At 39.8% G+C, this 13,369-nt stretch carries 15 protein-coding genes; 3 read left to right on the forward strand and 12 right to left on the reverse strand.

Annotated features, from left to right (window positions below; translation table 11 throughout):
* Positions 1-39 precede the first annotated feature (39 nt).
* Positions 40-867, forward strand: a complete 828-nt coding sequence (gene proI / locus MUG87_RS07300) for a pyrroline-5-carboxylate reductase ProI (RefSeq protein WP_247086838.1) — start codon at positions 40-42, stop codon at positions 865-867.
* A 24-nt stretch (positions 868-891) separates the two neighbouring features.
* On the opposite strand, the gene rnz is transcribed toward proI, so the two are convergent.
* The 5 genes from rnz to mce form a co-directional block, all read right to left on the reverse strand.
* The gene (gene rnz / locus MUG87_RS07305; protein ID WP_247086839.1) at positions 892-1,815 is read right to left on the reverse strand and encodes a ribonuclease Z; all 924 of its coding nucleotides are present in this window, start codon (positions 1,813-1,815) and stop codon (positions 892-894) included.
* 194 nt (positions 1,816-2,009) lie between these two features.
* Entirely contained in the window at positions 2,010-3,215 is a 1,206-nt protein-coding gene (locus MUG87_RS07310) for a DNA polymerase IV (RefSeq protein ID WP_247086840.1), read from the reverse strand.
* A gap of 170 nt (positions 3,216-3,385) precedes the next feature.
* Entirely contained in the window at positions 3,386-4,501 is a 1,116-nt protein-coding gene (locus tag MUG87_RS07315; RefSeq protein ID WP_247086841.1) for a M20/M25/M40 family metallo-hydrolase, read from the reverse strand.
* A gap of 94 nt (positions 4,502-4,595) precedes the next feature.
* Entirely contained in the window at positions 4,596-6,146 is a 1,551-nt protein-coding gene (locus MUG87_RS07320) for an acyl-CoA carboxylase subunit beta (RefSeq protein WP_247086842.1), read from the reverse strand.
* The gene (mce, locus tag MUG87_RS07325; RefSeq protein WP_247086843.1) at positions 6,139-6,558 is read right to left on the reverse strand and encodes a methylmalonyl-CoA epimerase; all 420 of its coding nucleotides are present in this window, start codon (positions 6,556-6,558) and stop codon (positions 6,139-6,141) included. The genes MUG87_RS07320 and mce overlap by 8 nt, the downstream gene beginning before the upstream one ends.
* 169 nt (positions 6,559-6,727) lie before the next feature.
* On the opposite strand from mce, the gene prli42 reads away from it, so the two are divergent.
* Positions 6,728-6,820, forward strand: a complete 93-nt coding sequence (gene prli42 / locus MUG87_RS07330; RefSeq protein ID WP_247086844.1) for a stressosome-associated protein Prli42 — start codon at positions 6,728-6,730, stop codon at positions 6,818-6,820.
* A gap of 243 nt (positions 6,821-7,063) precedes the next feature.
* Here the strand turns inward: prli42 and MUG87_RS07335 are convergent, their stop codons facing one another.
* The gene (locus MUG87_RS07335; RefSeq protein WP_247086845.1) at positions 7,064-7,582 is read right to left on the reverse strand and encodes a L,D-transpeptidase; all 519 of its coding nucleotides are present in this window, start codon (positions 7,580-7,582) and stop codon (positions 7,064-7,066) included.
* Positions 7,583-7,612: 30 nt separating this feature from the next.
* Positions 7,613-8,593: an aromatic acid exporter family protein gene (locus tag MUG87_RS07340; protein WP_247086846.1), complete on the reverse strand. Its 981-nt coding sequence runs from the start codon at positions 8,591-8,593 to the stop codon at positions 7,613-7,615.
* A 117-nt stretch (positions 8,594-8,710) separates the two neighbouring features.
* Here MUG87_RS07340 and MUG87_RS07345 point away from each other — a divergent pair, with 117 nt between their 5' ends.
* On the forward strand, positions 8,711-8,995 hold the full coding sequence (locus MUG87_RS07345; RefSeq protein WP_247086847.1) for a hypothetical protein: 285 nt from the start codon (positions 8,711-8,713) through the stop codon (positions 8,993-8,995).
* A gap of 27 nt (positions 8,996-9,022) precedes the next feature.
* Here the strand turns inward: MUG87_RS07345 and MUG87_RS07350 are convergent, their stop codons facing one another.
* From MUG87_RS07350 to sigI, 5 genes are all read right to left on the reverse strand, one after another.
* Complete coding sequence (locus MUG87_RS07350; RefSeq protein ID WP_247086848.1) at positions 9,023-9,745, reverse strand: amino acid ABC transporter ATP-binding protein; 723 nt, start codon at positions 9,743-9,745, stop codon at positions 9,023-9,025.
* Complete coding sequence (locus MUG87_RS07355) at positions 9,738-10,397, reverse strand: amino acid ABC transporter permease (protein WP_247086849.1); 660 nt, start codon at positions 10,395-10,397, stop codon at positions 9,738-9,740. The genes MUG87_RS07350 and MUG87_RS07355 overlap by 8 nt, the downstream gene beginning before the upstream one ends.
* 156 nt (positions 10,398-10,553) lie before the next feature.
* On the reverse strand, positions 10,554-11,318 hold the full coding sequence (locus MUG87_RS07360) for a transporter substrate-binding domain-containing protein (protein WP_247086850.1): 765 nt from the start codon (positions 11,316-11,318) through the stop codon (positions 10,554-10,556).
* 370 nt (positions 11,319-11,688) lie between these two features.
* Positions 11,689-12,627, reverse strand: coding sequence for an anti-sigma factor domain-containing protein (locus MUG87_RS07365; RefSeq protein ID WP_247086851.1), 939 nt, complete (start codon positions 12,625-12,627; stop codon positions 11,689-11,691).
* The gene (gene sigI, locus MUG87_RS07370) at positions 12,620-13,339 is read right to left on the reverse strand and encodes an RNA polymerase sigma-I factor (protein ID WP_247086852.1); all 720 of its coding nucleotides are present in this window, start codon (positions 13,337-13,339) and stop codon (positions 12,620-12,622) included. The genes MUG87_RS07365 and sigI overlap by 8 nt, the downstream gene beginning before the upstream one ends.
* Positions 13,340-13,369: the final 30 nt, after the last annotated feature.

Below are 13,369 nucleotides of genomic sequence, written 5' to 3' on the forward strand. Positions count from 1 at the left end.
TAGGGGTCGAATTGTTATGTAAAAAAGGAGGCGTATGTTATGAAGAAAATTTCGTTTGTGGGGGCTGGTTCTATTACAGAGGCTATTATCGCCGGATTGACTCAAAGCATGAACGGCGGCAGTATTATGGTAAGCAACCGAAATAATAGTAGGAGACTAGCAGATTTACAAACCATGTATGGTGTCACATTTACACAAGATACAGAGGAGCTAATGAATGATGCAGACATCGTTATTTTAGCTGTCAAACCGAAGGATGCTGCAGAAGCGATAAAATCTATAAAAGATTATGTTCATCAAGAGCAATTGATTATATCTTTAATGGCAGGCGTATCTACCGAGTCTCTTACAAACCTGCTAGAACAAAACAATCCCATTATACGAGCAATGCCAAATACGTCGGCAGCCATTTTAAAATCGGCAACAGTCCTCTCACCGTCCATTCATGCAACCGGGGTACATATAGAAATTGCAACTTCGATATTTGAAAAAATTGGTCTAGTTTCTGTTGTAACAGAAGAGCAAATGCATGCTGTCACCGCATTATCAGGTAGTGGTCCTGCCTATATTTATTATGTAGTAGAAGCTATGGAAAAAGCGGCTTCCCAAATTGGATTATGTGAGAACGTTGCCAAGCCTTTGATTTTACAAACCATGATTGGTGCAGCTGAGATGTTAATGGAAACACCCAAGCATCCATCGGTGCTACGAAAAGAGATTACTTCTCCAGGCGGGACAACAGAAGCTGGTATTGGTGTGCTCGAACACCATGATTTTCAAAATATCCTCGTTCGCTGTATTACTCGTGCTACCATGAGATCTCAGGAACTTGGTGAAGGCTTAACACAATTATTAAATAAAAAATAAAAGACGATGCAATGGCATCGTCTTTTATCTGGTCATCAGAAATTGCTTGAGGTCCTCTGCTAACTCTGTATATGGAAAAATATCACGAGCTTCTTGCAGCAGCTTCTCACTATCTTCTCCTTGATAACGCGAACTAATATGCGTCAGAATTAAACATCTCGCACTCGCTTTTTTAGCTACCTCAGCAGCCTGTGCTGTTGTGGAATGAAAATAGTTATATGCTTGTTCCCCTTCCGCTGCCGCAAAGGTTGCTTCATGAACTAATACATCCGCATTCTTCGCAAGTCTGATACTTGTCTCGCAATAACGCGTATCTCCTAATATTGTAACAATGCGCCCTTTTTGCGGTGCACCGACATAATCTTTTCCATGTAATTGTGTACCATCTTCTAGTGTAATACTATGACCAGCTTTCAATAATTTAAATGCTGGGCCAGGCTTGATGCCAAGAGCCAACAATTTGTCAACAAGAAGCGGACCCGCAATATCTTTTTCTATAATGCGATACCCAAAGCATTCGATACCATGTGACAATCTACCTGCTTCAATAATGAATTGTTCATCTTCAAATATAATACCCTCTTCTTCAATCTCTACCACATGAATCGGATATTTTACATGCGTTGTGCTCACTCGCATCGCTACTTCAATAAATTCCTGAATTCCTTTTGGACCGTATACAGTAAGCGGTGTTTCGCCACCTTGAAAAGAACGGCTTCCTAGTAAACCCGGTAACCCAAAAATATGATCACCGTGTAAATGTGTAATAAATATTTTTTCAATGCGGCGCGGCTTTACTGATGTATACAAAATTTGGTGCTGTGTTGCCTCACCACAATCAAACAACCACGTCACACCGCGCTCTTCCAATAACTGAAGTGCGATTGCAGAAACATTTCGTCCCTTAGCCGGCACACCGGCTCCTGTTCCTAAAAAAACCAAATCCATAATTCTTACCTCTTTTCCGACATCTATCCACTATCTTACGGAAAGCGGGCCCTATTAGCAATACAAAACGCCAGAACCATTTTCTTTATATTATAAGTTGTAAAGTATCAAACTGACTTGCATTAGTCTTATAACGTTTGGTATAGACTTCCTCATTATCTATAATGTTGTATTCATAGAAAAAGCATTTATATTTATTTTACACCCGTTTTATACGTATGAATTCCTCGTTGCACTGCACCTTCTCCATATTTATTACGCAATGTCGCGATTATATTCATAAGCGGCTCCTCTTTGGCATCTGCTTCAAAGGAAAACAAATCCAATTGCTTTCCTTCTTTATCCTTATCAGCTAGCTCTGTTGCGGTTATTCCTAAAAGGCGTACAGCTTCACCATTCCAATGCGCTCTCCATAAACGACAGGCGGCTGCAAACAAATCAGAGGTTGTTTCAATAGGCTCTAACAATTGTCTACTTTTATGTGTGATGCGCCGATTATGATATTTAATCGTCAGCTGCAGATTATATGTAATCAAGTTTCTTTTTCGTAAACGGATATTCACCATACTTGCGAGCTCCTCTAGCAGGCTATACACCACAGCTTCTTCGCCGGTATCAATAGGCAATGTCCTGGAACTTCCAATTGTTTTCGCTTGTATGCGTGTTTCAACAGGTCGTTTATCTATTCCATTTGCCTTTTGCTTTAATATAGGACCATTGACCCCCAAAATATGACGAAGGAGATAATCTTGTGCATGAGCAAGATCACCGATCGATTCAATGCCAACACTCTTTAGTTTTTCGGCCGTTTTCTCCCCAACGCCATGCATATGAAGCACATGTTTGGGCCACAATATGTCTGATATATCCCGCTTTCGTAACACCGTAATACCAAGTGGCTTTTTCATATCAGATGCCATTTTAGCAAGAAATTTATTAGGCGCAACTCCAATACTGCACGGCAGTCCCAATTGTTGCATGACTTCCTGCTGAATCGTCTTCGCAATTTGAAGAGGTGTACCAAGCTCATGGCACTCTGTAATGTCTAAGTACCCTTCGTCTATGGAAATGGGCTGTACTTTGTCTGTAAACTGTAAAAGGAGCGTAAAAAATGCAGCAGAAGCAGACCGGTACAATTCAAAATTTGGTCTTTTTACAATTAACTCCGGACAAAGCCGACGTGCTTCCCAAAGCGGCATAGTAGCGCGAACGCCTTGCGCACGCGCTTCATAACTACATGTCACAATAATTCCCTTACGCTCTTTTTCATTTCCAGCTATCGCAAGAGGCTTTCCTTTTAATGAAGAATCATTAACTGCCTCAACAGACGCATAAAAGCAGTTCATATCCACATGCAAAATCACGCGACCTTTTTTCGGATACATTTCTTTTGCTTCCATACCATCCCTCCAAAACGAACATACATTCCCATTATACAGTATGGTCCGTTTTGCTACAATATATACGCGAAAAGCAATAACATTTTACAGCTTTAGTCATTAGGTAACTAAAAAGGGCGCCCTAAAAGATTAGCCGTTTTCGCCACCTTTTAGAACCCCCTTTTTATCTATTACTTCACTGTTTCACGAATAATTGCCACCACAAGCTCTGCCGTTTTTACAAGCTCTTCAACTGGCATTTTTTCGTTTGTTGTATGAATTTCTTCATACCCTACTGCAAGGTTAACAGTCGGAATACCGTGACCTGCGATTACATTCGCATCGCTTCCGCCCCCGCTTTGATGCAGTGATGGTGTGCGTCCGATAGCTGTAATTGCACGCTTCGCCAATTCTACAACATGATCTCCATCTGCAAATTTAAAACCAGGATACATAACATCCACATCGACTTCAGCTTGCCCGCCCATCTCTTCTGCCGTGGAGATAAATGCTGCTTTCATTTTTTCAACCTGTGCGAGCATTTTTTCTTCCACTAAAGAACGAGCTTCTGCCAAAATAAATACATGATCGCATACAATATTTGTTTGTGTGCCGCCTTCAAAGCGCCCGATATTGGCAGTTGTTTCTTCATCAATACGGCCAAGCGGCATTTTAGCAATCGCCTTTGCTGCAATTGTGATTGCGGAGACACCTTTTTCGGGCGCTACACCAGCGTGGGCAGTCTTCCCCCGAATAATCGTTTTTAGTTTTGCTTGTGTTGGAGCCGCAACGATAATGTCCCCTACTTTACCATCGCTATCAAGCGCATAACCATATTTGGCTGTGATTAAAGAACGATCGAGTGCTTTTGCACCAACAAGACCGGATTCTTCTCCAACCGTAATAATGAACTCGACTTTACCATGTGGTGCATCGGTTTCCTTTAGTACACGAATTGCCTCTAGCATTGCTGCCAAGCCAGCTTTATCATCCGCTCCTAAAATCGTTGTACCATCCGTTACAATATAGCCCTCTTGCATAGACGGCTTAATTCCTTTCCCTGGCACAACCGTATCCATGTGAGCTGTAAAGTAGATGGTATCCGCCTCTACTTTGGCTGGTAGTGTACAAATTAAGTTACCTGCGCCATGTCCAGTTTGTGCCGTTGTATCGTCTTCAAACACCTCTACGCCAAGCGCAGAAAATTTCTCCTTCAATACTTTACAAATTTCTGCTTCATGCTTTGTTTCTGAATCAACTTGAACAAGCTCTAAAAATTCGTTTACTAAACGTTCTTGATTTATCATGTATGTGCCTCCTCTATTTCTTGTTATGTACAAGTTTCATTATAACAGAACTATATCAAAGTTACGAAAGGCGAGCGCATAGACGCTCGCCTTATTACAATGGGATATTGCCGTGCTTTTTTTTCGGACGCTCTTCCTTCTTATTGCGCAGCATGTCGAGTGCTTGTATCAATTTGATTCTTGTATCACGAGGGTCAATTACATCATCAACAATGCCATGCTTTGCTGCGACATACGGATTAGCAAATTTCTCACGATATTCCTCAATGAGCCGCGCCCTTGTTTCTTCCGGATTATCGCTGCTCTCAATCTCTTTGGCGAAAATGACATTTACTGCTCCTTGTGGCCCCATTACGGCAATTTCCGCATTCGGCCATGAAAACACCACATCAGCACCAATTGCCTTGCTGTTTAACGCCACATAAGCCCCGCCATACGCTTTACGTAAAATGACGGTAATTTTTGGAACTGTTGCCTCGGAATAGGCATATAGAATTTTTGCACCGTGACGAATAATGCCACCATGCTCTTGCTTGACTCCTGGAAAAAATCCTGTTACATCCTCAAACGTAATTAGCGGGATGTTAAAGGAGTCGCATAAACGAATAAAACGCGCCGCCTTATCAGACGAATCAATGTCAAGGCTGCCAGCCATAACCTTTGGCTGATTACAAACAAGACCGACCACTTCTCCTTTTACTCTTGCAAAGCCAGTCACAATATTTTTCGCAAAGTTTTTTTGAATTTCAAAAAAAGAACCTTCATCAACAACCCCATCAATGACATGACGTACATCATATGGTCGAACCGCATCAAATGGAATTACATCCGTTAAATCAGGGCGATAATCATCTTCATCAGGTGTACCATACATAAATGGACGTTCTTCGCAATTTTGCGGCAAGTAACTCAGTAGCATTCGCACAATCTCTAAAGCATTTTCCTCATCCGTAGCTGCAAAATGTGCATTTCCACTAATTGTGTTATGTACCTTCGCACCACCAAGGTCCTCGGCTGAAATACTTTCTCCTGTCACTGTCTCAATTACTTTTGGTCCAGTAATAAACATTTGGCTAGTTTTTTCTACCATAATTACAAAATCAGTGATAGCTGGTGAATACACTGCACCGCCAGCACAAGGTCCTAATATCACTGAAATTTGTGGGACCACACCTGAATAGATAGCATTTCGGTAAAAGATATGACCATAACCATCCAAGGATAATACACCTTCTTGAATTCTTGCACCACCAGAATCATTTAGCCCGATAATTGGTGCCCCGTTTTGCGCCGCCAAATCCATAACATTCGCTATTTTTTTGGCATGCATTTCACCAAGTGCTCCTCCAAACACGGTAAAATCCTGTGAAAACACATATATAGGACGCCCATTAATCTTACCGTATCCGGTTACTACTCCATCTCCTGGACCAGCCTTATCTCCCAGACCAAAATCACTGCAGCGATGCTCCATAAATGGATTTAATTCCATAAACGTACCAGGATCTACAAGTAGATCAATGCGCTCACGAGCTGTCAGCTTGCCCTTTTCGTGCTGCTTTTCAATCTTTGCGTCTCCTCCGCCTAACTCAATCTCTCGCTTTCTATCATATAAATCATTAATTTTTTCATAAATATCAACCATGTGTTTCGCCCCCCTTTTTCTCGCAAAGTTCATATAAAACGCCATGTGCAGACTTTGGATGCATAAAGGCGATACTCGCTCCCGCCGCACCGATGCGTGGAGAAGAATCAATCATTTGAATGCCATTTTGCTCCATCTCTTGAATTCTATCTGCAATTGTGTTCACACCTAGCGCCACATGATGAATGCCCTCTCCACGCTTATGAATAAACGTCGCAATCGGACTTTCTTTGCTTAAAGGTTCGAGCAGCTCTAATTTGCTTTCTCCCAACTCTAGAAAAGCTACCTTAACTTGCTGCGAGACTACCTCTTCAACTCCCAGCAATCGAAGCTTCAACACATTCGTATAAAATGGTAGCGCTTCCTCTAAAGATTGAACTGCAATTCCAATATGATCAATTCTTTGAATCATGACTTCCACCCCTTGTTGTACATGAATTGCAAAATTAGACATATATTTTCTTAATTCGCTGTTTCATGTCACTTCTCCTTGTTTTCAGAGAATTTCGAACAACAAAATCTTTATTGCCCCTTAAAAGCGTTCCAGCTACAATACAAGTAACAGACAAGGAGGTTATATTATGGGCAAAAAATCTCAAAAAGTTGTCGTTTACGTTATGCTGTTTTCGATGCTGATTACAACCTTACTTACAGGCTTAAGCATGTTTTGGTAGATAAAAAAGCAGAAGCGGCTTGTTTAGCTCCCTAGGGCTGAGGTTCTCGGCGCATAAAGGCGCTTTTTGCCTTAATGGGACGAGGTTCTCAGACCGGAGGAGCTAGCCGCTGTAGCTGGACAGAAGAAAAGCAGAAGCGGCTTGTTTAGCTCCCTAGGGCTGAGGTTCTTAAACTACGGAGACTGACAATCAGAAAAGACTGATATGAAAACCGTTTTAATCCGGTTTTCATATCAGCCTCTTTTATTCTCCTCTACTCATTGCCCCTTTTTCTTTCGCAAGCTGCTCAAATGATTTTTTTGTTCGAACAATTAATACCTTCGTACCAACGGGAACTTTTTCATATAAAGCTTCCACATCTTTCGGATACATCCGAATACATCCTTGTGAAATATACTTGCCGATTGAACTGGGCTGATTTGTACCATGAATGCCGTACTTGTTTCCTTCTGTACCTTTTGCATTAAACCCTATCCAGCGAGACCCTAACGGATTTTTAGGAGATCCACCGGGGATGTTGCCTTTTATATAATATGGATTTTTCACTTTCATAACCACATCAAACTCGCCTTCAGGTGTTAAATCATTCGTTTTCCCGGTCGCCACTGGATACACCTTTTGAATCATACCGTCATCAATGAAAGCCAGCTTATTATTTTGCTTATTCACAATAATATAAGGGTCTCCCACACGTGGGTTATCGCCAATTGGCCATATAGGGGACAATGAAACAAATAATAGTAAAGAAAGCAGCTGCAGCATTGAACGCCTCCTGGTAGTAAAAATTAAGAACTATGCACTTGTTTGGGCAGTTTGATACTGCATATTCTTCCCTTGGAACTCACTTTTAATGAGCAAATATTGTTCCATTTCATTGACGAGCTGATGCAGCATTGCGCGCGTTTCAAACTCTTCTCTCGTTTGCGGCAAAGGCATTTCTCGAAATTGCTCTCGCATTTCATGAAGCAAATGTAGCGATATCAAACCTGTGCTTTCAGGTCTGATAGCATGTGCAACATTTTCAATAAAATCCGCTATCATTTCAGCTTGTTCGTATGTCCATGATAAAGAGGCAACAAGCGGCATAACACGCTCTAAAATCTCAAATTGCCGGAAACGCATATTAAAGTAACGATAATAATAGCTGTCTTCTCTGACAAAATGATTTTCCAGCTTTTTAAAAGCCAGATCTCGCGCCTCCTTTAAAACAGATGCCGTTGTAATCAACTCTTGGCCATTCCATTGACGTTCCCGATCTCGTAAATACGCTGCCATCTCAGTTAAAATCACCTTAAAATGTGCTTCTACCTCATCCCGCATCCGTTCCAACTCTCGTTCCGCACTCGGCATATATAAATTAATTAACAGTGCAATACCAATGCCAATTGTCAAAATAGAAATTTCGTTTTCGATAGCATGCCATGTAATACTTTCCAATGAGTATAAATGCATTACAATAACCGAACTCGTTACAATTCCTTCTGGCACCCGAAGCATGACTGCAGTAGGTATGTATAAAAGTAATAAAATGCCAACAGCTAATGGATTGTAGCCAAGAATTTCAAATATCACAAACGAAAATAGCATCGCCAATAAACAAGCACCAAACCTTTGCAATGATGCCTCAAGTGATTTTTTCTTTGTGTTTTGCACACATAGGATAACTAAAATACCTGCCGAACTGTAAAACTGCAATTCAAATAATTGTGCAATAAAAATAGCAAATGCCGCGCCAACAGCTGTTTTTAAGGTTCGATATCCAATTCTAAACATTATTTCACCTCTCATGTTTATTTTAAAGGAAAGCAGGTGAAAATGTACTACATATTGCATAAAAGTATACTTTTGCGAATATATTGGACGCACCAATCTAACTTTAAAGGAGGATATATGCGCGCAATTCGCTTTTATCTCGGTATTTCCTTATTATACGGTCTTTATAAAGGATTATTTTTATTTTTACATTTAGAACTGCGCATTACCCTTCCATATGAAGCATTGTTGCAAGGGGCGGGTTTTATTTTGTACATGCTGTTTTCATTCTCTGTTTCCCCTGCCTATCTTAAACATTGGCGCTATACATTCGCTTTTCTGATTACCTCTGTTATTTGGACGTCTGATATTGTATGGATCTGGGTTTACCTACATATGTTTCTTCCTTTTGTGATGTACTAAAAAACAAAAAAAGAGGCACTTTGGCCTCTACAGCATTTTTTGTAAAAATTCCTGTGCACGTGCACTCTTTGGTGCGGTGAAAAATTCGTACGGAGGCGCATCTTCAACAAGATGACCGCCATCTAAAAACAACACCCGATCTGCTACTTCTTTCGCAAAGCCCATTTCATGTGTCACAATCGCCATTGTCATACCTGTATGCGCTAGTGATTTCATAACTTCAAGCACTTCTTTTACCATCTCAGGATCAAGGGCTGATGTTGGTTCATCAAACAACATGACCTCAGGCTCCATTGCGAGAGCACGTGCAATTGCTACACGTTGCTTTTGACCACCTGACAAACGTCCTGGAAATTCGTTGGCTTTCTCCAGCAATCCCACTTTCCCAAGTAACTCTTTTGCTTTTTGCTCTGCAACAGCTTTAGATACTCCCTTTACTGTAACTGGTGCATACGTTAAGTTTTCTAAGACAGTCATATGCGGGAACAAATGAAAGTGCTGAAACACCATCCCCACATTTTGACGTACTTTCATAATATCTGTTTTTGCATCTGTAACCTCTTTATCATTAATCCAAACACGGCCAGAAGTAGGCTGCTCTAACAGGTTCATACAGCGTAAAAATGTAGATTTCCCGGATCCAGAAGGACCTATAATAGCGACAACTTGTCCTTGCTCAATCACTGTGCTGATATTTTTTAAAACTTCTAGTTTGCCGAATGATTTATGAAGTCCTTCAATCTTAATCACCTTTTTTCATTCTCCTTTCAATCGCTTTTCCGAGAAGCGTCAGCAGCATAATAAGTAAATAGTAAATAGCGCCTACGAACAGAAGCGGTTCAAAGTAAGAATATGTCTCGCCGCCTACAATGTAAGCACGGCGCATCAAGTCCGCTGCACCAATAACTGTTACAACAGCTGATTCTTTTGTAAGAGTGATAAATTCGTTCATCAGTGCCGGTAAAATATTTTTAAGTGCCTGGGGTAAGATAATGTTTGACATCATTTTGCGATACGGAATGCCAAGAGCCATTGCCGCTTCTGTCTGCCCCTTATCAACTGCTTGAATACCAGCTCGGATAACCTCTGACATATATGCGCCGGAGTTTAATCCGAATGCAAGAACCGCTGCTAAAAATGCCGTGATATCGTAACCGGTAAGCTGCGGTAAGCCGTAATAAATAATCATGAGTTGCAATACAAGTGGTGTCCCGCGAAACACGGACGTATATGCATCTGCGAACCAGCCTAAAGCTTTAATTCTGGCAATCTTGCATAATGCCAAAAGAGTACCGAGAGTAAAGCCGAATAGTGCGGAAACAGCTACGATTTGGAGTGTTACTTGTAAACCTTTTAGTATATACGGTAACGATGGCGCAATTTGTGCAAAATCAAGATTCATCTGTATGCCGTCCTTTCCTTTCAAATCAACTATCTCAATCCTATACCTTCATATATTTCCTAAATAAACCTTTTTAGGATATTATTACTACTCCTTTATAAAGGCAATAAGGAATCTCCTGTATTCTTTCAGGAGATTCCTTTTATTTATGCATTATTACTCACCGCCGAACCATTTTTTAACTAACTTTTCCATTTCTCCGTTCTTTTGCATCTTTTCAATTACTTTATTAAATTCCTCTGTTTGCTTGCTTCCTTTTGGAAATGCAATTGCAGAACCAGCTTCATCGGAAGCTTCCGGAATTTCAATGCTTTTTAGTTCAGACATTTTTTTCAGGTAACCTTTAGCAACTGTATCTTCAATGATAATTGCATCAACACGACCTGCTTTTAGTTCTTCAAACAACTCAGGAATACGGTTGCGGTCTGTAATTTTAATTTCTGTTGTTTTTTGAATGTCCTTTGCTTTTCCTTCTTGAATAGATCCTGTTTGTACACCCACTGTTTTACCTTTTAAATCTTCTACTTTTTGCACTACGCCATCCTTGGAAATTACAAGGTTTTTAGCTGTAAAGTAAACATCTGTAAAGTCAGCATTTTTCTTGCGCTCTTCTGTTGGTGTCATACCAGCCATAACAAAATCAACTTTTTTGGCTTCCATTGCAGCCAATAGACCTGTGAAGTCCATATCCTTAATTTTAATCTCGTATCCTAGCTCTTTAGCAATATATTTTGCCACATCTACGTCAAAACCAATAATTTCATCGCTTTTCGCTGAATCGATGTATTCATACGGCTTATAATCTGCCGATGTTCCCATCACAAGCACTTTCTTTTTGTCTGAAGCTTCTTGTTTAGAACAAGCACCCAGCACACCTACAACAAGTAAGCTGGTCAATAAGATGGATAATAGCTTTTTCATTATAACTCCCCCTGTTTTAAATTTTCTGAATTTACTTACTTATTATGTGATAAACAAGCCACATATGCAAGAAGATTTTTTGTTATTTTTATTCTACAAAATGTATTTTAACACACTTTTATATTTATACAATATTCTTTTTTAAATTTTCCATCTGTATTTTTCTTACATTATCAATAGATTTCAAGTTAACACTTATAAAATAAGCTTCCATTACAAAAAAATCATGAATTATCTTAAGAAAATAAATATCTCTAAGTTTTACAAATGAATTTTTATGCGATTTCATACAGTTAATATAGTAATATTATTTATTTTTAAAGCAAAAAGCAGAGCCTTAGGCTCTGCTTTTTTAACAAATATATACATTCTATCTCGGGTCTTTTTCCTGTTTTTTCTCAGGCTTTTCTTTGTGTTCTGGCTGATTTTTATCATTTGAATGATTGCCTTGCCCCGATTTCTGCTGCGATTGTTGCGGATGCACACGTTCATTTTTGGGTTCAAGCTTATCCTTCTTTTCTTTCGAGTGAGACTGATTCACTGGATGTTCCTGTCCTTGTCTCTGCTTCTGTTTTGGTTCAACAGGTGCAACAGGAGGAATGTCCTGCTGGGGCACTGTTACCTGTGTCTCTGGCTTATCTGGATGAACTACACCTTGTTGGTTTGTGTCTTCTTGCTTTGGGTGGTTGAATTGTTCGTTTTGCTTTTGCAGGTACTTTCCTGTACTAATTCCTTGCTTCTTAGCCGTAGCTCGTTGTTCTAGTGTACTTTGCTGATACACAACGTGAACGTTTTGCTCTTCATAAGTAGCCTTCAAGTCTTTTAAATTTTCATTCAATCTCTTAGACATTTCCTTTTCCTTTGTAACAGCCGTAAATGTAATGTTCTGCCCCTTTAAGTAACCTTCTTCTCTACTTTCTGCTACGATATTCTTAATAACATCTTGTAGTGATCGATGTTTCCAATCAGATAAATGCTGAATCACACGCTCTCCATCTTTATTATACGCATACAACTCAACCACACGCAGCTGATCTGTTACTCCAACCTCTAAGCTTGGGTTAATATCAACAGCAACATACGCTAACACCCGATCTGGCCGGTTACTATATAGCATCATCAGAAATACACAACACAAAATAGCAACTGCTGGCTTTATAACAGAAAAGTTCCAATACTGGATAGGTCTGATTGAAACTTCTTGTCCAATCGCATAGGTTCGCTCCCGCTTGCATGTGACAAATTCTCCGCTTGGGGTCAGAACGACCACAGTACTTCGCTTCATTTCCATAATAATCCCTTTATTCATCGCTCTTTCCTCCTTGTATATACTCCAAAATATGAGTATATTGGTTCACAAACACAATGCAAATGGCGATAATATAGCGACGATGACTTTCTAAGACCTTTCTACTTACCTGAAATGAACTCTCTATTCTTCTTAAAGGTAGCTTTTTCTTTTGAAATAATTCTCGTAACAATTCTTCTTCATGGGACAATTGCTGTGCGATATACATGAGCTTTTGCCGTGTGTCTCGATGCTTTGGAGAATCTTTTACCAAATCGGAAAAAGAGATTTTGAATTCTCCTAATACTGTCTGAAAGTGCAATATTTCGTCTTTTCGATTTGATATTTCAAGTTCTTTCATATATTCAGACAAAGCCATTTTCGTTTCAATGACTTCTTCTTGCTGGTCTTCTTGTAAAAAGACAAGATTATGTTTACATTCTTTACGCATATGATCAATAATATCTCTTTTTATAAGAAGCTCAGCAAATGCAAAAAATGACTTTCCCTTCTTATATGAATACTGCTGAATTGCTTGATGAAAAGCAAACAATCCGATGCTGTATTCGTCATCCTGCTCCGTAATATAGCGACGACAAACTGTTGAAACTGTTTTTCTTACAAAAGGGCGGTACTTTGTAAGAAATTCATCTAAATCCCCTTTGCCGGCTTGGAGCTGCATAACAATTTCTTCAGCTCCTGGTCTTTTCACTTTAAACAACAAACTTAACACAAGTAATTCTCCCCTCTTCTGTCAATAGCA

Source organism: Ectobacillus sp. JY-23, from assembly GCF_023022965.1.
Lineage (GTDB): Bacteria > Bacillota > Bacilli > Bacillales > Bacillaceae_G > Ectobacillus.